Source organism: Corynebacterium sp. NML130628, from assembly GCF_001875665.1.
Classification (GTDB): Bacteria; Actinomycetota; Actinomycetes; order Mycobacteriales; family Mycobacteriaceae; genus Corynebacterium.
On record NZ_MLAL01000017.1, the window covers coordinates 45220 to 65241 of the forward strand.

The 20022-nt window shown below is 62.8% G+C and carries 22 protein-coding genes and 2 pseudogenes; 15 read left to right on the plus strand and 9 right to left on the minus strand.

What is annotated here, in order from left to right; genetic code table 11:
- Positions 1–38 precede the first annotated feature (38 nt).
- From BJP07_RS05260 to BJP07_RS05275, 4 genes are all read left to right on the plus strand, one after another.
- Positions 39–395, plus strand: coding sequence for a WhiB family transcriptional regulator (locus BJP07_RS05260; protein ID WP_083584099.1), 357 nt, complete (start codon positions 39–41; stop codon positions 393–395).
- 21 nt (positions 396–416) lie between these two features.
- Positions 417–572 carry a DUF4177 domain-containing protein gene (locus BJP07_RS11015; RefSeq protein ID WP_071566444.1) on the plus strand — a complete coding sequence of 52 codons (156 nt, stop codon included), beginning with the start codon at positions 417–419 and terminating at the stop codon, positions 570–572.
- Positions 573–577: 5 nt separating this feature from the next.
- Complete coding sequence (locus tag BJP07_RS05270; RefSeq protein ID WP_071566445.1) at positions 578–1042, plus strand: RidA family protein; 465 nt, start codon at positions 578–580, stop codon at positions 1040–1042.
- 78 nt (positions 1043–1120) lie between these two features.
- A complete protein-coding gene (locus BJP07_RS05275) occupies positions 1121–1930 on the plus strand; it encodes an MBL fold metallo-hydrolase (RefSeq protein ID WP_071566446.1) in 810 nt (269 codons plus the stop codon).
- 634 nt (positions 1931–2564) lie between these two features.
- Here the strand turns inward: BJP07_RS05275 and glxR are convergent.
- Positions 2565–3248, minus strand: coding sequence for a CRP-like cAMP-activated global transcriptional regulator GlxR (glxR, locus tag BJP07_RS05280; RefSeq protein WP_071566447.1), 684 nt, complete (start codon positions 3246–3248; stop codon positions 2565–2567).
- Between the two features lie 225 nt (positions 3249–3473).
- Here glxR and nth point away from each other — a divergent pair, with 225 nt between their 5' ends.
- Genes nth through BJP07_RS05295 form a run of 3 tightly spaced genes read left to right on the plus strand, consistent with a single transcriptional unit; the run spans position 3474 to position 5979 of the window.
- Positions 3474–4247, plus strand: a complete 774-nt coding sequence (nth, locus tag BJP07_RS05285) for an endonuclease III (RefSeq protein ID WP_071566448.1) — start codon at positions 3474–3476, stop codon at positions 4245–4247.
- Entirely contained in the window at positions 4244–4798 is a 555-nt protein-coding gene (locus BJP07_RS05290; protein WP_071566449.1) for a TlpA disulfide reductase family protein, read from the plus strand. The genes nth and BJP07_RS05290 overlap by 4 nt, the downstream gene beginning before the upstream one ends.
- Complete coding sequence (locus BJP07_RS05295) at positions 4798–5979, plus strand: MarP family serine protease (RefSeq protein WP_071566450.1); 1182 nt, start codon at positions 4798–4800, stop codon at positions 5977–5979. The genes BJP07_RS05290 and BJP07_RS05295 overlap by 1 nt, the downstream gene beginning before the upstream one ends.
- A 14-nt stretch (positions 5980–5993) precedes the next feature.
- Here the strand turns inward: BJP07_RS05295 and BJP07_RS05300 are convergent, their stop codons facing one another.
- The 3 genes from BJP07_RS05300 to BJP07_RS05310 form a co-directional block, all read right to left on the minus strand.
- Entirely contained in the window at positions 5994–6620 is a 627-nt protein-coding gene (locus tag BJP07_RS05300) for an alpha/beta fold hydrolase (RefSeq protein WP_071566451.1), read from the minus strand.
- Positions 6621–6623: 3 nt separating this feature from the next.
- Entirely contained in the window at positions 6624–7136 is a 513-nt protein-coding gene (locus BJP07_RS05305; RefSeq protein WP_071566452.1) for a phage holin family protein, read from the minus strand.
- Positions 7137–7217: 81 nt separating this feature from the next.
- Positions 7218–8024 (minus strand): HAD family phosphatase, encoded by an 807-nt coding sequence (locus BJP07_RS05310; protein WP_071566453.1) that lies wholly within the window; start codon positions 8022–8024, stop codon positions 7218–7220.
- Positions 8025–8177: 153 nt separating this feature from the next.
- On the opposite strand from BJP07_RS05310, the gene BJP07_RS05315 reads away from it, so the two are divergent.
- From BJP07_RS05315 to BJP07_RS05345, 7 genes are all read left to right on the plus strand, one after another.
- Positions 8178–9173 (plus strand): hypothetical protein, encoded by a 996-nt coding sequence (locus tag BJP07_RS05315; RefSeq protein ID WP_255365928.1) that lies wholly within the window; start codon positions 8178–8180, stop codon positions 9171–9173.
- Between the two features lie 5 nt (positions 9174–9178).
- Positions 9179–10267 (plus strand): TadA family conjugal transfer-associated ATPase, encoded by a 1089-nt coding sequence (locus BJP07_RS05320; protein ID WP_071566475.1) that lies wholly within the window; start codon positions 9179–9181, stop codon positions 10265–10267.
- Positions 10264–11013, plus strand: coding sequence for a type II secretion system F family protein (locus BJP07_RS05325; protein ID WP_071566454.1), 750 nt, complete (start codon positions 10264–10266; stop codon positions 11011–11013). Before BJP07_RS05320 ends, BJP07_RS05325 begins: the two co-directional genes overlap by 4 nt.
- Positions 11010–11564, plus strand: coding sequence for a type II secretion system F family protein (locus BJP07_RS05330; RefSeq protein ID WP_071566455.1), 555 nt, complete (start codon positions 11010–11012; stop codon positions 11562–11564). Before BJP07_RS05325 ends, BJP07_RS05330 begins: the two co-directional genes overlap by 4 nt.
- A gap of 79 nt (positions 11565–11643) precedes the next feature.
- Positions 11644–11814: a DUF4244 domain-containing protein gene (locus BJP07_RS05335; RefSeq protein WP_083584108.1), complete on the plus strand. Its 171-nt coding sequence runs from the start codon at positions 11644–11646 to the stop codon at positions 11812–11814.
- A 3-nt stretch (positions 11815–11817) separates the two neighbouring features.
- On the plus strand, positions 11818–12081 hold the full coding sequence (locus BJP07_RS05340; protein WP_071566457.1) for a hypothetical protein: 264 nt from the start codon (positions 11818–11820) through the stop codon (positions 12079–12081).
- A gap of 2 nt (positions 12082–12083) precedes the next feature.
- Positions 12084–12407: an Rv3654c family TadE-like protein gene (locus BJP07_RS05345; protein ID WP_071566458.1), complete on the plus strand. Its 324-nt coding sequence runs from the start codon at positions 12084–12086 to the stop codon at positions 12405–12407.
- 104 nt (positions 12408–12511) lie between these two features.
- Here BJP07_RS05345 and BJP07_RS05350 read toward each other — a convergent pair.
- From BJP07_RS05350 to BJP07_RS05360, 3 genes and pseudogenes are all read right to left on the minus strand, one after another.
- Positions 12512–12837 (minus strand): annotated as a pseudogene (locus tag BJP07_RS05350) (type II toxin-antitoxin system HicB family antitoxin).
- A gap of 5 nt (positions 12838–12842) precedes the next feature.
- A pseudogene (locus BJP07_RS11465) lies at positions 12843–12998 on the minus strand (toxin HicA); the annotation flags it as partial.
- A gap of 432 nt (positions 12999–13430) precedes the next feature.
- Positions 13431–15143, minus strand: coding sequence for an LGFP repeat-containing protein (locus BJP07_RS05360; RefSeq protein ID WP_083584102.1), 1713 nt, complete (start codon positions 15141–15143; stop codon positions 13431–13433).
- Positions 15144–15391: 248 nt separating this feature from the next.
- On the opposite strand from BJP07_RS05360, the gene BJP07_RS05365 reads away from it, so the two are divergent.
- Positions 15392–16090 (plus strand): trypsin-like serine protease, encoded by a 699-nt coding sequence (locus tag BJP07_RS05365; RefSeq protein WP_071566461.1) that lies wholly within the window; start codon positions 15392–15394, stop codon positions 16088–16090.
- 374 nt (positions 16091–16464) lie between these two features.
- Here the strand turns inward: BJP07_RS05365 and BJP07_RS05370 are convergent, their stop codons facing one another.
- Both BJP07_RS05370 and BJP07_RS05375 read right to left on the minus strand, forming a co-directional pair.
- Positions 16465–17262, minus strand: a complete 798-nt coding sequence (locus BJP07_RS05370; protein ID WP_071566462.1) for a YwiC-like family protein — start codon at positions 17260–17262, stop codon at positions 16465–16467.
- A 328-nt stretch (positions 17263–17590) separates the two neighbouring features.
- Positions 17591–19927, minus strand: coding sequence for a DEAD/DEAH box helicase (locus BJP07_RS05375; protein ID WP_071566463.1), 2337 nt, complete (start codon positions 19925–19927; stop codon positions 17591–17593).
- Positions 19928–20022: the final 95 nt, after the last annotated feature.

Below are 20022 nucleotides of genomic sequence, written 5' to 3' on the forward strand. Positions count from 1 at the left end.
GTATTATACTTTGCCTCCCCTTGAAAGGAGACCGATTCATGACTGCCACTCTTGGAACCGCGACTTGCGAGGACACCCGCGCCATTCCGCGCCGCGTGAACTCTGCTGGGGATCTTGTGTTTGACCGTGGGGAGTGGATTACGCGTGCAATCTGTCGCGCAGGTGACCCAGATGCTCTCTTCGTACAAGGTGCCGAGCAGCGCAAGGCCGCAGAAATTTGTCGACGCTGCCCCGTCCAGCTCGAGTGCCTCGCCGAGGCGCTCGAAAACCGGGTCGAGTTCGGCGTGTGGGGCGGGCTAACCGAACGCCAGCGCCGCGCAGTTCTGCGCAAGAACCCCCAGGTCAACGACTGGGGTGAGCACCTCGTTGCCGGCCGCGAAATTATTGGGCTCTAAATATCGTCTAGGGTAGTGGCCATGACGAAATGGGAATACGCAACGGTACCGTTGCTCACGCACGCCACGAAGCAAATCCTAGACACCTGGGGTGAAGACGGCTGGGAACTCGTCACCGTCACCCCAGGTCCGACGCCCGACAGCGTCGTCGCCTACATGAAGCGCCCGCTGGAATAAGCGCCATGGCACGCACCGATTGGGCCGCGCGCCTCGCCGAACTCGGCATCACCCTGCCCGCAGTTGCCGCGCCCGTCGCCGCCTACGTCCCCGCGGTGCAGACCGGCAACCATGTGCACACGTCCGGGCAGCTCCCATTTATCGACGGCACCCTCCCCGCCACCGGCAAAGTCGGCGCCGACGTTTCCGCCGAGGACGCCTACAGCTACGCCCGGCAGGCCGCCCTGAATGCGTTAGCCGCCGTCGATAGTTTGGTGGGCCTCGGGCGCATCAAGCGCGTCGTGAAAGTCGTAGGCTTCGTCGCCTCCGACCCAACCTTCACCGAACAACCCGGCGTAATCAACGGCGCCTCCGACGTCATCGGCGAAATCTTCGGCGACGCCGGCGCCCACGCCCGCTCCGCCGTCGGCGTCGCCGTCCTCCCCCTCGACAGCCCAGTCGAAGTGGAACTCATCGTCGAGCTGCACTGATACAGCGCAGTGCCCCTAAGCGGGGGAATCGCGCTGTTTCGCAGCAAAATCCGCGCACAAGGCGGTAGGGTGGGTGACATGCAGCATCCCGCTTATAGTCAGTTGCGTCCTGTAACGGCATCCGTCGCGGTCGTTCTAGCGCCCAATCCAAGCTACGCGGCGCTCGAAGGCACAAACTCCTGGGTTGTGCGCGACCCCGAAGACGAATACAGCATCGTTGTCGACCCAGGCCCAGAAGACGAAGGCCACCTCAACGTTCTGCAAGCAAAAGCAGACAAAGTCGCCCTCATCCTGCTAACCCACCGCCACCACGACCACGCGGACGGCGCCCGTCGCTTCTCGCAGCTCACCGGTGCCCCAATCCGGGCCCTCGACGCCCGCTACACCCACGGCGCCGAACCGCTCACCGACGGCGAAATCATCTCCGTCGAAGGCATCTCCCCCAAGATCCAGGTTGTTGCCACCCCCGGCCACACCGCCGACTCCGCCTGTTTCTTCGTCTACACCCACGACGTCGAAGACGACCAGCTCGAAGGCATCATCACCGGCGACACCATCGCGGGCCGCCACACCACCATGATCTCCGAAACCGACGGCGACCTCGCCAAATACATGGAGACGCTCTCCATGCTGGAAGGCCGCGGCAAGAACATCCCGCTGCTGCCAGGCCACGGCCCCGACGCCGACGACCTCTCCGCCTTCGCCCGCAAATACATCGACCGTCGCGAGCAGCGCCTCGACCAAATCCGCGAGGCCCTGAAGAAGTACGGCGAGGACGTAGACATCAACACCCTTGTCGACGCCATCTACGACGACGTCGACCCCGTCCTCCGCGGCGCCGCCGAACAGTCCACGCGCGTCGCCCTGCGCTACCTGAAGGAACACTAGTTCCTGGCGTTTTGGGGGTTTGAAGCCCTAGTTGCCCTAGTTGCGGATGCTGGCAACTAGGGCTTTTGCTTTGCCTTACTGATTCGGGGAACTTTTTGGGCTCTCCGGGCGCTTCCGGGTGGGTAAGGCGGCGTTTCCCCAGGTGGGCCGGAGGGTTGCTCCTTCGCACACCTGGAAGAGTCCCCGCGCCGGGCTGGGGCTGCACCAAATTCCTGCTTTTCGGGAGGGCAACCCCGCGTTTCCCCAGGTCGCAACCCCGGCGCAAAGGAATTTGGTGTCTGGCCCGCCTACCCCCAACGGGCAGAAGACAGCGCCTTGTGTGGTGGGGAACTATTTGGGGTTCCATACCGACTTCGGAGGGGGGCTGCACCAAATTCCTGGATTTCAGGAGGGCGGGTTTGCAAAAGCTCAGGTCGCCGGAGGTTTGGGCTGGAATTTGGTGCGTGCTACTCCTGGGACTGCACCAAATTCCAGGATTTCGGGAGGGCAACCCCGCGTTTCCCCAGGTCGCGACCTCTGCGTAAAGGAATTTGGTGTCTAGCCCGCCTGCCCTCGCCCCAACCGATACGCCAAACAGGCAGAAGAAAGCCCCCGGGGAAGGCCCGGGGGTTCACAAATAGCAGGCAAAAGCAGTCTAGCGCGCGCGGCGGGCGAGGTGCTCTGTGTTCACGATGACCACGGACTTGCCTTCGAGGCGGATCCAGTCGCGGTGGGCGAAGGTCGCCAAGGCTTTGTTGACGGTTTCGCGGGACGCGCCGACAAGCTGGGCGATTTCCTCTTGGGTGAGGTCGTGGTTGACGCGCAGGACGCCACCTTCTTGGGAGCCGAAGCGGTTCGCCAGCTGGAGTAGCGTTTTGGCGACGCGGCCGGGGACGTCGGTGAAGATGAGGTCGGCGAGGGACGCGTTGGTGCGGCGCAGGCGGCGGGCCAGGACGCGCAGGAGCTGCTGGGAGATTTCCGGGTGGTTGTCGATCCACTTCTTCAGCAGCATGGAGTCCATGGTGGCCGCGGTGACTTCGGTGACGCACACTGCGGAGGAGGTGCGTGGGCCTGGGTCGAAGATGGAGAGTTCGCCGAACATGTCGGAGGGGCCCATGACGGAGAGGAGGTTTTCGCGTCCGTCGGGGGCGTGGCGGGCGAGCTTCACTTTGCCGTTGATGATGATGTAGAGGCGGTTGCCGGGTTCACCTTCGTCGAAAATGGTGGTGCCGCGGTTGAAGGTGACTGTTTCCATGTCTTGGATCAGTGCTGCGACGGCCGCGGGATCCACGCCTTGAAATATGCCCGCGCGGGCGAGAATTTCGTGTGCGCCTTCCATGAATCCTCCTTGTGAACGGGTGTGACAGGCCCGTGTTAGTTGTCACGTTTGCTATTGGAGTGTGCGTGTGTCACACCACACTGTGAACTGTACCACTAGTCGACTACTGCGGACTCCAGATGTTCCATTCCTACGGTGAACAGACCGAGAATGAGGGGGATCGCGACGACTAAGAGTACTGCCATGGCCCCCATCGTATCGCTTACCCCGTTAAGGTGAGAAAGCATGTCTGGTTCGTTGACGCCGCAGCAGCGGCGGGTCCCTGGTTCGCATCCGGTGTTGAAGGGGGAGGAGTCGCCGTTGGCGCGGAAGCGTCGGGCGCGGAGGATTAACCGTACGCTGGCGAAAGCGTTTCCGGATGCGCACGCCGAGTTGGATTTTTCCAACGCTTTGGAGTTGCTTGTGGCGACGGTGTTGTCGGCGCAGACGACGGATGTGCGGGTGAATCAGGTCACCCCCGAGTTGTTCCGGAGTTACCCGACGGCGGCGGATTACGCGGCGGCGTCGCAGGCGGATGTGGAGCGCATTATTCGGCCGACGGGGTTTTTCAGGGCGAAGGCGGCGAACTTGATTGGGTTGGGGCAGAAGTTGGTGTCGGACTTTGGGGGTGAGGTGCCGGTGGCGCTGGAGGACTTGGTGAGTTTGCCGGGGGTGGGCCGCAAGACGGCGCATGTTGTGCGGGGGAATGCGTTCGGTAGGCCGGGGCTGACCGTCGATACGCATTTTCAGCGTTTGATGCACAGGCTCATGCTTATCGACGCCTCCTTGGGCTCGAATGCGGTGAAGATTGAGCATGCTGTGGCCGAGTTGATTGAGCCTGCAGAGTGGACGATGTTTTCCCACAGGATCATTTTTGAGGGCCGGAGGGTGTGTCATGCGAAGTCGCCGGCGTGTGGTGTCTGCCCTATCGCGTACGATTGTCCCAGCTTTGGTCTGGAGGGTCCGACGGATCCTGCTGAGGCCGCGAAACGTGTCAAGGGCGAGATGGAGCAGCTGTGAGTGCGAGTAGGTCGGTGGGTGCGAGTGTTGCCGCGATTGTGGTGGTGACGGCGCTGGTGGTCGGAGGTGCGTGGCAGTTGCTGCGCCCTGACCAACCTGCGCAGCCGGGCGACCAGCCCGCACCGACGGCGCAGGTGGCGCAGCGCCCGGATTGCCCGGGTCCGACTGTGGCGGGTGTCGCGTTGCCGTGTTTGGGTGGGGACACGGGGCAGGGATCGGAGTCTGGCCTGACGGTGGTGAACGTGTGGGCGTGGTGGTGCGAGCCCTGCCGCGCGGAGTTGCCGTTGTTTGACGCGTTGGCGAAGGCGCACCCGGACGTGCGTGTGGTGGGGGTGCATGCGGATGGCAACGCTGCGAATGGGGCGGCGTTGTTGGGGGATGTGGGCGTCGATGTGCCGAGTTTTCAGGATGGTGAGAATGCGTTTGCGGGCGCGTTGGGGTTGCCTGCCGTGGTGCCGTTGACGTTGGTGCTGCGTGATGGGCAGCAGGTCGGGCTGTTCCCGAAGGAGTTCGGTTCGCTTGAGGAGCTTGAGGCGGCGGTGGGTCTCTAGTGCTTATCGACGCCCTCATCCTCTTCATTGTGCTCGCCGCCTGTGTCAGTGGTTGGCGGCGTGGCGCGTTTTCGGCGGTGCTGTCAGCGCTGGGCATCGTGGCTGGTTTGACGCTTGCGGTGGTGGGGCTGCCGCCGCTCATTGAGCGGGCGGATGCACAGTTGGTGCGCGTTGTGGTGCTGATTGTGGCGGTTGTGCTGGTGGTCTGCTTGGGGTCTTTCGCGGGCTCGACGGTGGGTGACTGGATGCATGACAGGTTCCGCAGGAAGTCGGCGCAGCGTGTCGATTCGCTGTTTGGCGCCCTGTTCCAGGGGGCCGTGGCGGTGGTGTTGGTGTGGTGCGTGTGTATGCCGTTGGCGGCGTCGTTACCGGGGGAGAGCGCGAAGTACCTGCAGAGCTCGCGGGTGTTGACGAGGATTGATGCCGCGATGCCGGCTGCGGGGAAGCAGTTGCCGGCGCAGGTGGCGGCGGTGCTGGCGGATTCGGGGCTGCCGCCGCTGATTTCGCCGTTTGCCTCGGATGGGCATGCGGAGGTCGACGCCCCGGACCCGTCGGTTGCGCGCCCCGAGCTTGTCGACGCCGCGCGCGCCTCCGTAGTGCACGTGATGGGGGACGCGGAGTCCTGCAGCAGGCGGCTGATGGGCTCCGGCTTCGTGATTGAGGATGGCTACGTGCTCACCAACGCGCACGTCGTGGCGGGGACGGAGACGGTGTCCCTGGACACGGTGCTTGGGGTGAAGAAGGCCAAGGTGGTGCTGTACGACTCGGAGGCGGACATCGCGGTGCTGCACGCGGAGGCGCTGGGGATCGCGCCGCTGCGCTGGGCTGAGGGGACGCTGCGCACCGGCGACAGCGCCCTGGTGATGGGCTTCCCGGAGTCCGGCCCGTTCGAGGCGATGCCGGTTCGGGTCCGTAGCCAGGTCAGCCTGTCCGGCCCGGATATTTACGCGAAGCGTCACGTGCAGCGCCAGGTGTACACCATCCGCGGCAACATCCGCCAGGGCAACTCCGGCGGGCCGATGCTCACCCCATCCGGCGCGGTGGCGGGCATGGTGTTCGGCGCCTCTGTGGACGCCACGGAGACCGGCTACGTGCTGGCGGCGCACCAGATCCTGGAGCGCACAGGCGAGATCACAAGACTGCGGGAGCAGGTTGGGACGGGGGCCTGCGTCGGGCGCTAGCTTCTGAGCACGTGCTACATGCGGGCTTCGATGCGTGCGAGCTCCATGATGTACGGCAAGGCGTTGGTGATGTGGTTGCCATCTTGACGCAGCCGGAGGAGGTCGGCGGTAGCGTTCTCGGGCTGATTGCGCAGCAGGTCGCGCAGCCACAGTTGGTCGAAGAGGGCCGGGACGTTGCGGTAGAGGGCCGTCGGCAAGAAGGCGGCTTTGCTGCCCGTCCACGGGCGTGGCGTGTGCCGCGTGACCAGCTGCGGGGAACGCTCCCGCAGCGTGTTCGTGATCACGGTGGAGGCACCAGCGCTGATCACTTCCGCGGAGGTGTGCCCCAGCGTGTGGATCGCGCCCTTGATATCGCCGGCGTGCAGCAAGAGGGTGTCGCCGCTGCGGCGCACCGGCTTGTCGGACAGGCCGCAGCCACGCAGGTCGAGGGCCGCGACGTGGTAGCCGGAATCGGCAAAGTCGGCGATGCGGTGGCGGTAGTCATACCAGCCGCCGAACGCGCTGTGCAGCAGCAACAGCAGAGGGTTCGTAGGGTCGCCCGCGACGGCCGCATGCAGGCGTAACCCACGAGTGTGCAACCACTCGTGGGTGAATGGGCCAGGTAGGTCGATGGCCGAAGGGGACGTCGAAAAGTGTGGCACGCCTTAGTTCGAGGCGGTGTAGAGCCCCGAGCTGTCCTTCGCAAGGTTCTTCTGTGCCTGGCCTGGGCGCAGATTCTTCAGCTCGTTGACGGAGTCGATGGTCTTCTTTGGGGCGCGGATCTTCTTCAGGCTCTTCACGCCGACCAGCGCCAGGATGCCCGCCAGGGCGATCATGATGGCGAAGACGATCAGAAACGCCCAACCGCGGTCCACCCAGATGGACAGCATCTCGGCGATCGCGAAGAAGAGGAAGAACGTGGAGTACAGGGCGATGACACCCGCGACGCCCAGGAGACCGCCGCCGACGGCGCCCTTCTTCGCCTCGCCGATGACCTCGGCCTTCGCCAGCTCAATCTCGCCGCGAACCAGGGTGGATACCTGCTCGGAGGCGTTCGAAATCAACGTACCGATGGAGTCCTTGCCCGGATGGGTGACATCGGTGTCGTGCAAAGGAATCGAGTTGACCTTTGCGGACACTGCGGACGTTCCACTGGTGTACAGACCTTCGTTGCTCACTGTAGTTTCAACCTTCCTGCGATTATTGAATGCACTCAACCCTAGCAACCATTGATGGGATTTGTCGCACACCCTCAGGGCTTAAGCAGACTTATCCTTCTTGATGGCCTTCGCCAGCAGCGTCCCTGCCACGGCCAACGCGGTCACGCCCGCGATGACGGACGCCCCGATACCGACTTCTTTCGCGTTCGGAATCTGGATCAGCGGCTCCGGGTTTTTGAACGTTTGCACGTCCCAGCCCTCCGCCTGCGCGTGCTTGCGCAGCGCCCGGTCCGGGTTGACTGCGACGGGGTTGCCCACCAGCTCCAGCATGGGGATGTCGGTGGCGGAGTCGGAGTAGGCATAGCTGCGCTCCAGGTCGTAGCCGTGTTCGGCGACGAATTCGCGGATGGCTTCGGCTTTGGCGTCGCCTTTGAGGTAGCGGGTGATGCGGCCGGTCAGGGTGCCGTCGACAACTTCGACCTCGCTGGCCACAATCATGTCGATGCCCAGCTCTTTCGCAATCGGCGCGACCAAAATATTTGCCGACGCCGAGATAATAATGACGTCGTGGCCGAGCTTGCGGTGCGCCTCGATGAGCTCGCGGGCCTCCGAGTAGATCGCCGGGGTGATCACGTTGTGCATCGTTTCGGTGGTGACGGCGGTGACATCCTCGACGCTCCAGCCGGTGATCATGTTGGCCAGGTTGTCGCGGGTGGTGTCCATCTTTTCGCTGCTCTGCCCGACGAGCATGTAGGCGGCCTTGGTCAGGTAGAGGTCCAGCGCTTCCTGGCGCGTGATCATGCCGTTGTTCAGGAACTCTTTGCCGAACGCGAACACGGACGAGGTGGCGATGATCGTTTTGTCCAGATCAAAAAACGCCGCTACCGGTGCCGAGTTCGAAGCCATGAGGCACATTCTAACGCCACATACACGATTGTGTTGGGCCATGCAGCGTTTTCTCCACAAAAGGAGGTTGAACGTTCAGGGCGCGGGGGAGTTATCCACAGGCGCGGTACACACCGTTGTGGCGGCGGTGCAATGTGGGCGAAGCTCGAGGCCATGAGCACGCACAACATCACTATCGCCGTCAAAGACGCGGCACTGCACCCCGAGGCCATGCACCTCGCGGCGGCCACCGGTCTGCCTGTCACCGACCTCAGCGGAGCCGAGCCAGCGGAGGTCGCCCGCCGCTGCGAGCAGGCCTTCGCCATACTTATCGACGCCCACTTCGCCACACACCTGCCCCCGGCAGTACTGCGGCGCCCGAACTGTTTCGAGCTCGGCCAGCAGCGCGGCGCCTACGACGTCCCGGACCAGTCAGGGCAGTTGCTGCGCGCGCTCGGTGCGCTGCGGACCCCGAAGGACCACGAGAGGGGCCGGGTCATTGGTGTGGTGGGCGCGTCCGGCGGCGTGGGGGCCTCAACATTCGCGGCGGTGTGCGCCAGGGCTGCGGCGCCGTCGACTTTGGTTGATGGGCACGCGCACTCGGGCGGGTTGGACCTGCTGCTCGGTATTGAGGAAGAAATCGGCGCGCGCTGGGGCGAGATCGCGATCGGGGAGGGCGCGGTCGCCCGCGAGGACGTGCGCCGCGCGCTGCCCGCCACCCCGTATGGTGTGGCGGTGATGACGTGTAGCAGGGAGGTCGCGGGCGCGGGGTTGGGCTCTTGCGTTGCTGCTGAGGAGCTTGAGGCGCTGGTGGAGGTGCTCGGCACCGGCGGGGTGACCGTGGTGGATGCCCCGTGCGCGCAGCTGCCCGCGCGCGTTGACGTGGTAGCGATCCTGGTCGCGCCCCAGGTCAGGGCGGTCTCTGCGGCGGCGCAGCTGGTCGCCGAGTGCGAGCGAGCAGGGCTGCGCCACGTGCTGGTAGTCAGGGACATCGGGTGGGCAGGCATCGGCGTGGACGAGATCGCGGCGATTGCGGGCTCGCGGGTGGTGGCCACCATCGGCCAGGTCCGCGGGCTGACGAAGCGCGTCGAGCAGCGCGGGCTACCGTCGCGCTTGCCTACGGGGCTTGCGAAGGCGGCGAAGGCCGTGCTCGAGGAGGTGGCCTCATGAGCCTCATGGACCGGGATCTGCTGCTACGTGTGCAACGCCGCATGGCCGACGAGCCCGGGGAGGTCGACGCCACCCGGCTTGCGGCGCTGATTCGCGAAGAGGCCGTCGTCATCAGTGACGTGGACGTGCTGGCGGCGATGCGCCAACTTCGCGACGACACCTCCGGCGCCGGGCCCCTGGAGCCGCTGCTCGCCGGCGGCGAGGTGACCGATATCTGCGTCAACGCCCCCGACCGCGTGTTCGTGGACCGCGGGCACGGCCTGGAGCGCAGCGAGATCCGCTTCGACTCCGAGGAGTCCGTGCGTCGCCTGGCCACGCGCCTGGCGCTGCGCTGCGGGCGCCGCCTTGACGACGCCCAACCCTACTGCGACGGGCATTTCCGCAGGCCGGACGGCTCGATTATCCGCTTCCACGCGGTGCTGGCTCCCACGGCCGTGGCGGGCACGTGCCTGTCGCTGCGCGTACTGCGCACCACCACCGCGACCTTCGACGAGCTGGTGGCCAGCGGCACGATGGACGAGGAGCGCGCCGAGATGCTCCGCGAAATCGTGCGGGCCCGGCGCGCATTCGTCATCGTGGGCGGGACCGGGTCGGGCAAGACGACGTTGCTCTCCGCGATGCTCGCGGAGGTGGCCCCGCACGAGCGGATCGTGGCGATTGAGGACACTCTGGAGCTGACCCCGAACCACCCGCACGTGCTGAACCTGAATACGCGGGCGGTGAACACGGAGGGTGCGGGCCAGGTCACGATTGCGGACCTGGTGCGGCAGTCGCTGCGGATGCGCCCGGACCGGATCGTGGTGGGGGAGATCCGCGGGGCGGAGGTGACGGACCTGCTTGCGGCCCTGAATACTGGCCACGAGGGTGGCGCTGGCACGTTGCACGCCAATGCGATTGAGGAGGTCCCGGCGCGGTTTGAGGCGCTTGCCGCGCTCGGCGGGATGGGGCGCGACGCCCTACACGCGCAGTTGGCGCCGGCGCTGGACACGGTGATTGTGATGCAGCGTCGCCCCGACGGCCGCCGCGTCCTGCACCAGGTCGGCACCCTGGAGGGCAACCCGGTGACCACGCGAGTGATTTGGCAGCGGCCATGACGTACCTGTTCGCATTCGCGGCCTGTGTGGCCTGGACGGGAGGGGTGCCTGCGCGCCGGATTCGCCCGCACGTGGTGTCGTGGGGGTGGGTGCCGCCGGTGGCGCTCGCGGTGGCGCTGCTTGTCATCGTGACGGATCGTGCGGCGGTGGTCATCGCGGTGGCGCTCGCCGGGGCGACGGCGCTCTACGCCTATTCGCGACGCCGCTCCGGGCAGGCGTTGGTGCGGCGCCAGGAGGCGGCGTCGCAGTTCCTCGGCCACATCAGCGCTAGCCTGCAGGCCGGTTCCTCGCTTCTCGACGCCACGCTGCGCGCCACCGACCAACTCCCCGACACCACCCCCACCGACCTTCGTGCCGACGCCTCCCTGTTCTGCCACGTGCTGCGCACCGGCGACGCTGCAGGCCTGCGCACCCCGGAGCTGTCCCGCGTGGAAGCGCTGTGGCGGGTCGGGGTGCAACGCGGCGTGCCGATCGCCTCCCTGGTCACCGCCGCCCGCGAGGAGATCGACGCTGCGCTGCGCCACCGCGCCGCCACCACTGCGGCGCTGGCCGGGCCGAAAACGAGCGCGGTGGTGCTCTCCCTGCTCCCGCTGGCCGGGATCGGGATGGGTGCCGCGATGGGGGCGCGCCCGCTGCACTTTTTGTCCGGAACCAACCTGGGCGGGGTGCTACTCATCGTCGGCACTGCGCTGGTGGGGGCCGGTTTCTGTACGTCACAACACATCATCGAAAGGGCAACCCAATGAGTACGTTTGTTACCGCTTTGTGTATCGCTGGCGCGATGGCCGTCGCCGGGCACAGCCCGCGCGACAGGGTGGGGCGCGACGTGCCCCGGGCACCGAAAACCCCGCGGGACGGGCCGCTGCCAAGCCCCGGCAGGAGCGCAACCGACATCCGGCTCTTCGCGGCGTGCTGCCGCGCCGGGCTGCCGGTTGCAGCTGCCGCGGGCGCAGTGGCCGACACTCACAGCGAGGGCCCAAGCCCCTGGCACACCGTGGCAGCGCTCAGCGCGCTCGGGGCCGACCCGGCGCGCGCCTGGGCGGAACTGCACACAGTGCCGGGCGGTGAGGAGCTCGCGCACCTGGTGGCTCTGTCCAACGCCACTGGCGCCACCCTCGCCGCGGGTTGCGAGCGCATCGCGGTCAGCCTGACCGCGGACGCCGCCGACCACGCCACCGCCCGCGCCGAGCGCGCCGGGGTGCTCATCGCACTCCCGCTGACCGCCTTCTTCCTGCCGGCGTTCTTCGTCCTCGGCCTGGCACCCGTGGTGGTCAGCCTGGGCCAAACCCTGTTGTAAAACACCAATCATAACCATTTAGGAGAATGAAATGTCTACGAACTTTATCCACGCTGTCGCTGCCCGCATTGTTGTTCATATGCAGGTGAAACTCGCCAACGATGAGGGCTTGTCCACCATCGAGTACGCATTTGGCACATTGGCGGCCGCCGCCCTTGCCGGGGTGCTCTACATGGTGGTCACCAGCAACGGCGTCTCCGACGCCATCGAAGGCGTAATCACCGACGCACTGACCAACAAGCCGGGCTAGCCCATGAATACCATCGAGGCAGCGCTCTCCCTGAGCGCCCTGGTGGTCGTCGCCAGTGCGATCGTTGCGGCGCTCGCCGCGATGGGCGCCTACATCTCGGCGGTGGACATCGCCGGGGCGGCCGCCCGCGCGCACGCGATCGGCCTGGACTACGACCCTCCCGTCGGGCGCGTGAGCACCCAGGAACGCGGTGGCATGGTCACCGTGACCGCCCGCGTGCGCGGCATGGAGGCCACCGCCGTCTTCCCGACCGAGTTCGGGGGCTAGCCATGCTTGGTCAACTCCGAAATGAGGAAGGCTCCGCGTCAGTCACCACGGCGGGCATCATCGCCGCGGTGACCGCGCTGGCGATTGCGGTCGCGGCGGTGGTCTCCGGAGTGGCGAACGCCCACCGGGTGCGCGTCGCCGCCGACCTCGCAGCCGTCGCCGCGGCCACCGCCCTCTACCAAGGTATCGATGCCTGCTCCGCCGCCAACGACACCGCTCAAGCCAACGGTGGAAGCGTCGAAACGTGCGAAGTCGACGAGTCGGACGTGCAGGTCAGCGTGCGCGTCGGCCGGGCCGTGCAGAAAGCGCGCGCCGGTCCGGTGTAGTGCCGCGAGTGCCGTCTCGTCGTGAGTATCTCAGTGCGCGTGTGCTCTGTGCGTGGCTTGCCCCTACAGGGCACATCGCGATGGTCTTCTGTGCTGTGCACCAGTTAGACGGACGCGAGTTTTTGATTGACTAGTGCGTTGAGAGAAATCCCCTCTGTTTTAGCGGCGATAACCAACCGCCGATGCAGCGACGGAGTGTGCGTACATTGAACTTCCCCGAATAGTTACGACTACCTAATGGCACAGGAACCACCTCGCCGGAGACCTCCATGTCTTCGACAACCTCAGTCACAAGATCAATCAAACCGCGCTCAGCCTGGTGTCGATCCGCATCCAGCCACGACAATGAGGGGAACTCAGCCACGGTCGCCACGTACTCCTGATCTTCTTCCGACCAGGAGACTTGATAGGTGTACTTATTGATGTCCATGCTGACTACTCCGATGCATTTTTCTGCGTGCCCAGTTTCTCAATCGCTTCGAGAACTTGGTTCACTTGATATGGCTTGGCCTTGCCTTTCGCGTTTTGGATATTGACACGAGGGTCACCCGGCCACGGGGTCTTGTAGGTGCGGTGCGACGTCTTTCTTGAGCAACCTCCGCCTTGCCGATGTCCTTGGCGTACGTCATGAGCGTCTACGCGTTTTCGCTTAACGGCACAGGAGCGTGATGGCTAATACCCTCCGAATGAGACAACACACTCCACCTACTCCTAGTCCTAGGAGAAGCATACAAATCCAACCCAGCCCAACGCCCGCAGTTTCGCCAGAATACTGGATGATGAGGTATCCAGCAACCCCCAGCAAGACAAATAAAATGTCGACGAAGAAAAACCTGATCGGAACCAAACTGAGAGGCAGCAGGCCGAGAAAAGACAATAAAACTATCACATAAAAAAATTCGACGTCTGATTCGGAGAAATGGTCAACTGCGAACATGGTGAGCAAAAGAGCGATCTCGATAAAGGGAATGCCACACCATTTTGCGAGGAATAAGGGTCTGTAGCTGCTCATAACTCTCTGCCTTACCGGTTTGTGTGTTTGTGTTTGTGTTTTTGAAAGTGCTTTACTGCAGCGTACATATAGTCCGCTGTCGAAATACATCCTCGGTTCGTGACTTTATCTCGTTCCGAATAGGTAGAGTTGCAGGTTTGTAGGAGGTTCTGATGAAGTTTCGGATCGCAAGTGACGACTCTAGTTTCATACTCGTTAACCCGGTCGTAACACATGTCATGTTTGGCGCAGGGGCCACGAAAGTCTGCAATGGTATCTGCTCTGTTGGCGATGGAGTTATCTCCCCATAGATCTCTAGAGTAAGAGCAAAAATCATGCAGCGTTTTCTGTTTATGGGAAGTGTCGTATACATAGGTATCCGGGATTAACACCGGAGAATTTACGTACCAGTTACGGAAGCCCCGTCGCCAAATTGAGTTCTGTGGAGGAAACCAGTTTTGACTAGCCTGAAGCGCGGGATAGTCTTCGATTTCCGACAGATCTGGGAATGTGGTGACTATCCCTAGTGTTGTCTCCATCAATTCCAGGTACTTATTACTGATATGCTTCCCATTAATGAGCGTGGTTTCGGTTCCCTTAAAAAGGTCCGAAATATTTATCTCTCCTCGCGAAAACTCCTGTTTAACGTCGGCATTCGCGTCAAGATATATGTCGGTGGTGGGGTAACCCCAGTTGCTTTTTTCGAATCCAGACGCTATCCAAATTGCGCCCGTTCCCCCTTTAATTGAATGTGCTCCGTGCTGTGGTGTCCAGTAGATCATGCCGCCTTCGAATACGTTGTAGCGACCAATCCCGTCGGGGGTGGTGAGTTCATCGCTGATGGGGTAGCCCAGTTCGCTGTGTTGAGCGCCCATAGATTCCCACTTGTCGTAGATTGCGCCTTGGATGCTGGCCTGAGTTGCCGGCAATGCGTTGTGGGTGTAGACGTGTCCGCCTTGGAAGTCTTGTCGAAACCACTGGTTTCCTAAGTCCATATCGCTGGTGGTGGGATAGCCAAGGAAGCCCCGTTCCCAACCGTGGCGTGCCCAGACTTTTGCTGCTGGGAGACTGACTGTATGTGCTCCTGTTTTGGGGTGCCAGTAGATGAATCCATTGGCAAACTCAGAGCGTTTTCCTATTCCGTCAGGATTGGTCAGTTCGTGAGATTTTGGCAGAAGAAGGAAGCTGGTTGGTCCGCCTACCTGGTCGTATTTTTCTTTTATTAGACCGCATACTTCAAAGGGGGCGGGCCAGTAGACTGCGCACCCTGGCCGAGCGTTCAGTGTTGGAGTATCAGGGTCGGCAAGGTGCGCTTCTCGTATTTCTGCGTTGTCGGCCTCGCTCTTGTCGATACCAGCGGGAACTTCTTCTCGGTCGGAGCGCATTTGACCAGTAATGATTTCACTGTTGGGGTTTGTGGTTGGACGCCACTGTTCCAGGCCTTGTGGGTTGAGCTCGTCATCTGTGGCTTGATTGACTTCATATCCCTCTGCTCCTGGAGGGGTTGGAATACCCCACTGGGCAAAGGGGCCATCTATTTCTTGTGGTGAAGTCGTGTTGTGGGGAGCGGAAGGGGAAGAGGGGTTTTCGGTAGTCGGAGTTTTGGATGTGTGAATTTTTGATTGTTGATCACTGTAGATCGACGATCCAGGAAACGGTGATTGTGCGGTTGCGGTGTCGTGTACCGCACTGATTAATAAGGTTGTTGAAACAAAAGCAAATAGTTTGCGTGAGCGGGCTTTCATTATGCTCCTTTAGGGGAGGGGGATAGGGAGTTGTTCTATTCGGGCAGTATATCGCCTGGTGGCAGACTACGCTGGTGAACTGAAAAAATTCTTCGTTTCAACCACGTGGGGTGACAGTAGTCATGAAGATGATGAGGCTCGGTTGTTCTTTGCTAGCCTGTGCATTTACTGTGCTCGCGGCTTGCTCTTCAGTAGCCGCCGCTGCAGATAATGGCGTTGTGTCATTGCGGGCAAGCAGTACTGTGCCGGTGAATGATAATCGTATTGCGGCTTTGTGGTCGGTAACTCCGAGTTTGGATGACTCGCAGCACCAACGTGTTCGGCGTGAATGTACTGCAAGTTATGTTGGGGACAATTTCTGGTTGACCGCGCATCACTGTGTATCCAATTCACCGTTTATGGATGGTTTTCTCCGCCAATCAGATGGCGAAGTAGCAGGTATCGCTGCCATTTATATCAAGTCTTCTACTGAGGATGTTGCGCTTATCAAAGTCGGTGACGGGATTGATGCCGATGCTTTTGCCTTGGCGACCGTGCCGTTGCAGGTGGGGGATCAAGCTGTGCTGACTGGTTACGGGCAGCCTCATGATTATGCTTCTTCGGCATCAACAGTCATTGTCGCAAATGTAGACTCCTTGAACTTTGGCAATGTTACGTACACAGGTCTTTTCAAGGGGAAGTCGCTGACGGCATCTCGATCCTGTGGCGGAGATTCAGGCGCGCCTATTTATAAAAACGATACTCTCTACGCAGTGCATACTGCCGGTGGATTTAACCCAGAATGCACCGATGGGCAGGGTAGGCCTATGTGGCATACGAATATCATTCCGCGGATTGCTTGGATTCACGAGACTATGCAGAGCAATTCGTATCTCACTGCCCAAGAAGAAGCCAAGGCAAACACTGGATTAAAGCATGCAGTTACTCTTTTCCCAGAAGCTGTCTAACGCCCAAAATCCGCAAGATAATTGCTCACCCAGAAATGAGTGGCCAGCCAGCCTGACCGTATTTGCACTATTAAGTGAAACGATCAACCATAGCAATTGTAGGAACTGTTAGCAGGGTGAGAAGAATCAGCACACTGTCTCGCCCTTCGCTGTTGTCAGGGTTTTCTTCCAAGAGCGTTACTTACTATGAGCAGAGGGAACAGTGCGAGGCACGTGGCTCATGGGTGCGTGGGGTGCGACTAAGTCCAGATGTAGCAGTAGGAATCGACCGCGAACTTTACCCAGGACCCTAGGATTCTCGCCGATAAAAGGCATGATGGTTATCGGTGAAATAGCGAGCGCTTACCTGGTCAGGCGCCGCTCTAGCCATCGGTCTAGCCGGTGAGCAGTACTCCAAGTGCCGCGAGCGCCGCCAGGACACACGGCAGGATCTCCGCCTTGCCGATGTCCTTGGCGGTCCACCGCTTCCCGCGACGCGCGCTCAGTGGGAAGTACAGTGCGCGGGCCAGCGCCAAAACCAGTACCGCAACCATCCACCAACCGAAGCCAACAAGGAGGGCATATACGACCATCACCACGATTGCCGCCACGTGGTAGCCGATACTGAACGCCAACATGGCGGTGCTGCCGCGGTCGCGCACCATCGTCTTGACCAGCGGGACTGTCCCGGTGAAGTAGAGCGCCAAAAATGTCGTCGCGACGATCGCCGGGCTGGACCAGCCAGTCGACAATCCGGCCAGGTGCGCGATCACCGCGACCAACAGTGCGGAGGCGACCGTCGTCGCCGCGCCACTGGCCAGCGAGCGCGGCCTGCGTTGCAGTGTTTCCCACACCGCAATGCCGACCAACGGCGCGTAGCACCACGCCCACTCGAGCACCGACGGGTCCTGCACGACCACGATCGTCACCGCGACTAGGGAGATCGCTCCGTAGGTGAGTACCGGCGGCATGTACTGGCGACGACGCTCCAAGGTGCGCGCCCGCGCTGCCTGCCCAAAAGTGAAGAACGCGCAGTAGCCGATGAACCACGCAATCAACAACCACACGATCGCCACCGGGAAGTGTTCTGCGCCGAACGCGACGCCGAGGGTCCCCACAATGGCGGGGGTGAGCGCCATTGCCCACGCGCCGTGCTGGTTTGGGATCCACATGCGGAGTGTGCGTTTATCCATGCCCCGCAGTGTATCAATCACAAAATCAATAACCCCGGCGATGTACTCCTACTTTCGTAGTGCAGGGATCGTTCCGGGGCTTTCGAGACAAAGAATAGTAGTTCCGTTGTGATGTAATTTGGTGCGTACTGCACTAGGGTGTGCACCAAATTCCTGCTTTTCGGGGTGGCGACGTGGCGTTTACCCAGGTCGCCAATGGTTGGTGAGGGAATGTGGTGTCAGGCCCGAATGCTGCTGCACCAAATTCCCGCTTTTGGGGAGGGCGACCCCGCGTTTGCCCAGGTCGTGACCGCTGCGCAAAGGAATTTGGTGTCACTCGCTCCGCAAGCTATGCACCAAATTCCCGATTTTCCCCGTCCACTGATGACACCTTGCTCAGAAGCCCCAACACCTTCAGCGCCGCCTGTTTGTCCAGCGGTTGATTCCCGTTACCGCACTTCGGTGACTGGATGCAGGACGGACAGCCGTGTTCGCACGGGCAGGACTCCACTGCGCCGTAGGTGGCGGTGATCCAGGTGTGGAAGCGGGCGAAGCCTTCGTCGCTCATGCCGGCGCCGCCGGGGTGGCCGTCGTACACGAACACGGTGGGCAGCAGCGTGTCTTGGTGGAGGGCCGTCGATACGCCGCCGATGTCCCAGCGGTCACACGTCGCGATGAGTGGCAGCAGCCCGATCGCGGCGTGTTCCGCCGCGTGCAGCGCGCCGGGCACCTCGCCCGCGCTGATGCCCAGCGAGTCCAGTACCAGCGGGTCGATCGTGTAGGCCACTGCGCGGGTCTCCAAGTGCTGCGCGGGCAGGTCCAGCGGGATGTGTTCGCTGACTGAGCCGTCCGCCAGGCGGACAACGTAGCCAGTCACGCGGTCGGTGACCTCGACGTCCACGCTGGCCACCCACACACCCTTCGCCAGCTGGCGGGTCTCGTGGGCTTCGCCCAGGATGCGGATGTCCGTCGTGGAGCGGGCATGGGTGGTGTAGTCGGGCTGCGCGGGCTCCACGAGGGCCACGTAATCGTCCAGGTTGAGCTCCTGCACCACGAAGTGTTCGCCCTGGTGCACGTACACAGCGCCCTCGTGGACCTGGGTGAGCGCGCGGGCGGCATCGACAGTGCCCAAAAGACGGCCGTCGCTGACGTCCACGATCATCACCTCGGCACCAGCACCGCCGCGGATGGAGACGGTCACCTCAGCGTCCGGCGCCGGGAACCATCCGCGGGGACGCTTGCGCAGCAGGCCCTCCTCGCACATCTGCTCCACCACGTCGTGGGCGCCGAAGTCGTCGACATCCTTCGAGGTCAGCGGGCGCTCCAGCGCCGCATGGTAGAGGTGGCCGCGCAGGATGTACGGGTTCGACGGGTTGAACACGCTGCGCTCCACCGGGCGGCCCAGCAGCGCTTCCGGGTGGTGCACCAGGAAGGCATCCATCGGCTCATCACGGGCGACCAACACCACCAGCGAGCCCTGCCCGCGACGCCCAGCCCTGCCCGCTTGCTGCCGAAACGACGCCACCGTCCCCGGATAGCCCGCCATCACCACGGCATCCAACCCGCCGACGTCGATACCCAGCTCAAGCGCGTTCGTCGTCGCCATCCCCAGAATCTCGCCCTCGTCCAGGGCGCGCTCCAGCGCACGACGGTCCTCCGCAAGGTAGCCCGCCCGATACGCCGCGATCCGCTGCGCAAAATCCGGCCGCCCCGCAGCACTCAAATCCTCCTGCGCGCGCATCGCCACAATCTCCGCCGCCGGCCGCGAGCGCACAAACGTCAAGGTCCGCGCCCCCTCACGCACCAACCACCCCATTATCGACGCCGCCTCCGTCGTCGCCGCATACCTCACCGGGGCACCGTGTTCACCCTCCGCGCCCTCAATGAAACCAGGCTCCCACAACACCACCGTGCGCTCACCCGTCGGCGCCGTATCCACATCCACCGCCCGCACCGGCCTGCCACACAGCAGCTCCGCATGCTCCGCCGGGGCCGCCGACGTCGCCGACGCAAACACCAACGTCGGCTCCGACCCATACGCGCGGGCGAGGCGAAGCAGGCGTCGAAAAACGAGGGACACATTGGCGCCAAACACCCCCCGATAGGTGTGCGACTCATCCACAACAATGAAACGCAAGTGCCGCAACAGGCGCGCCCACCGCTCATGCGAACCAAGGATGCTCGCATGCAACATGTCCGGATTCGTGAACACGAACCGCGACTGATCGCGAATCGCACGCCGCGCATCAACCGGCGTATCACCGTCATACGGCGCCGGCGTAATCCCAGGCAGATCCTTCGTCAGCGCCAACGTCGCCTGCAATTGATCCGAACCCAACGCCTTCGTCGGCGTGATGTACAGCGCGCACGCCCGCTCGTCCGCCGCTAACGCAGACAGCACCGGCAGCTGATACCCCAACGACTTACCTGACGACGTCCCCGTCGCCACCACAACGTCCTCACCCCGCCAAGCCGCCTCGGCACACAACTGCTGATGGCGAAACAGCCGCCGCACACCGCGCTCCTCCAGCGCGTGGCGCAACGCCGGGTGCACCCACTCGGGCCACTCGCCGTACTCAGCCCGGCGCGCCGGAACCTCCTCCACGTGAGTAATCGTGGAGTGGGGGAACTGCTCGCGAAGCCCGCGAACGAGCTCGCCCCCAAAAGAACCAAAATGCTGCTTCATGACACAGCAAAGTATGCCAGTTTGTGGCACACTGGTTGGCAGTAACAAATTTTGTGCGCGCCTTCAACGGTGCTCGCGAGGGATTGTTTACGCGG

Bases quoted from the DNA above. Each gene is read 5' to 3' on its own strand.
- BJP07_RS05260 (WP_083584099.1), top strand. From the start codon at position 39: ATGACTGCCACTCTTGGAACCGCGACTTGCGAGGACACCCGCGCCATT.
- BJP07_RS11015 (WP_071566444.1), top strand. From the start codon at position 417: ATGACGAAATGGGAATACGCAACGGTACCGTTGCTCACGCACGCCACG.
- BJP07_RS05270 (WP_071566445.1), top strand. From the start codon at position 578: ATGGCACGCACCGATTGGGCCGCGCGCCTCGCCGAACTCGGCATCACC.
- BJP07_RS05275 (WP_071566446.1), top strand. From the start codon at position 1,121: ATGCAGCATCCCGCTTATAGTCAGTTGCGTCCTGTAACGGCATCCGTC.
- glxR (WP_071566447.1), bottom strand. From the start codon at position 3,248: ATGGAAGGCGCACACGAAATTCTCGCCCGCGCGGGCATATTTCAAGGC.
- nth (WP_071566448.1), top strand. From the start codon at position 3,474: ATGTCTGGTTCGTTGACGCCGCAGCAGCGGCGGGTCCCTGGTTCGCAT.
- BJP07_RS05310 (WP_071566453.1), bottom strand. From the start codon at position 8,024: ATGGCTTCGAACTCGGCACCGGTAGCGGCGTTTTTTGATCTGGACAAA.
- BJP07_RS05315 (WP_255365928.1), top strand. From the start codon at position 8,178: ATGAGCACGCACAACATCACTATCGCCGTCAAAGACGCGGCACTGCAC.
- BJP07_RS05320 (WP_071566475.1), top strand. From the start codon at position 9,179: ATGGACCGGGATCTGCTGCTACGTGTGCAACGCCGCATGGCCGACGAG.
- BJP07_RS05325 (WP_071566454.1), top strand. From the start codon at position 10,264: ATGACGTACCTGTTCGCATTCGCGGCCTGTGTGGCCTGGACGGGAGGG.
- BJP07_RS05330 (WP_071566455.1), top strand. From the start codon at position 11,010: ATGAGTACGTTTGTTACCGCTTTGTGTATCGCTGGCGCGATGGCCGTC.
- BJP07_RS05335 (WP_083584108.1), top strand. From the start codon at position 11,644: ATGCAGGTGAAACTCGCCAACGATGAGGGCTTGTCCACCATCGAGTAC.
- BJP07_RS05340 (WP_071566457.1), top strand. From the start codon at position 11,818: ATGAATACCATCGAGGCAGCGCTCTCCCTGAGCGCCCTGGTGGTCGTC.
- BJP07_RS05345 (WP_071566458.1), top strand. From the start codon at position 12,084: ATGCTTGGTCAACTCCGAAATGAGGAAGGCTCCGCGTCAGTCACCACG.
- BJP07_RS05360 (WP_083584102.1), bottom strand. From the start codon at position 15,143: ATGAAAGCCCGCTCACGCAAACTATTTGCTTTTGTTTCAACAACCTTA.
- BJP07_RS05370 (WP_071566462.1), bottom strand. From the start codon at position 17,262: ATGGATAAACGCACACTCCGCATGTGGATCCCAAACCAGCACGGCGCG.
- BJP07_RS05375 (WP_071566463.1), bottom strand. From the start codon at position 19,927: ATGAAGCAGCATTTTGGTTCTTTTGGGGGCGAGCTCGTTCGCGGGCTT.